Annotated in this window: 1 protein-coding gene and 1 pseudogene; both read left to right on the top strand. The window is 67.1% G+C overall.

Annotated features, from left to right (window positions below; genetic code table 11):
* Positions 1–854: MCE family protein (locus tag ACFWJO_RS40955; RefSeq protein ID WP_386873497.1), on the top strand; the 854-nt coding region annotated here is incomplete at its 5' end.
* Positions 851–1,035 (top strand): annotated as a pseudogene (locus ACFWJO_RS40950) (hypothetical protein); the annotation flags it as partial. The gene ACFWJO_RS40955 and the pseudogene ACFWJO_RS40950, both read left to right, overlap by 4 nt.

The following is a 1,035-nucleotide window of genomic DNA, read 5'->3' as shown; positions in this document are numbered from 1 at the left end:
TGAACAAGCTGTCGGAGGCGCTCGGACCGCAGGGCGCCGACCCGCAGGGCTCGCTCGGCACGTTCATCGACACCGCCGCCGACAATCTCGACGGCAACGGAGAGTCGTTGCGGAACACGCTGCGGGAACTGTCGGAGACCATGCGGACCCTGTCCGACGGCCGCACCGACCTGTTCTCCACCATCCGCAACCTGCAGACGTTCGTGGCGGCTCTGTCGTCGAGCAACGAGCAGATCGTCCAGTTCGAGGGACGGCTCGCGTCGGTGTCGAACATGCTCGCCACCAACTCCGACGAACTCGGCACCGCCCTGAACGATCTCGACCTCGCGCTCGGCGACGTCAACCGGTTCGTCGTGGAGAACCGGGCGAGCCTCAGCGAACAGGTCGGCCGACTGGCCGACGCCACCCAGGTGCTCGCCGACAAGAGGCCGCAGATCGAGCAGGTGCTCCACGTCGCGCCCACGGCGCTGGCCAACTTCAGCAACATCTACAAGCCGGCGCAGGGATCACTGGTCGGTGCGGTCGCGATGGCGAACTTCGGGAACCCCGTGAACTTCATGTGCGGTGCCATCCAGAGCCTGCAGGCCAACGAGGCGAACCGGAGCGCGGACCTGTGCACCCAGTACCTGTCGCCGGTCCTGAACTCGCTGACGGCGAATTACCTGCCCATCCTCACCAACCCGACGACGGGTGTGAACGCATTCCCCGACCAGATCGAATACACCCCGCCGAGTCTCGAGGCCTCCGTACCTCCGCGGTCCGCGCCGCCGATGACCGGGACCCTCGCCGGGATGCCGACCGTCGCCGTGCCCAAGGACCTGAACGATCTGCTGCAGCCGGGAGGTGGGCGATGACGAAGCACACACGGGTGCGTCGCGGCGCCGTCGCGGCCGTCGCGATCACGTTGTCCCTCACCCTGACCGGGTGCGAGTGGGAAGGGCTGAACTCGCTTCCCCTGCCGGGCACCGAGGGCCAGGGCGACGACGCCTACACGGTCGAGATCCAGATGCCCAATGTCACGACGCTGTCGCAGAA

Source organism: Streptomyces sp. NPDC127092 (assembly GCF_042722475.1).
Taxonomy (GTDB): domain Bacteria; phylum Actinomycetota; class Actinomycetes; order Streptomycetales; family Streptomycetaceae; genus Streptomyces.
The sequence above is the reverse complement of the archived record's forward strand: the minus strand, read 5'-3'. Positions and strand labels throughout refer to the sequence as shown.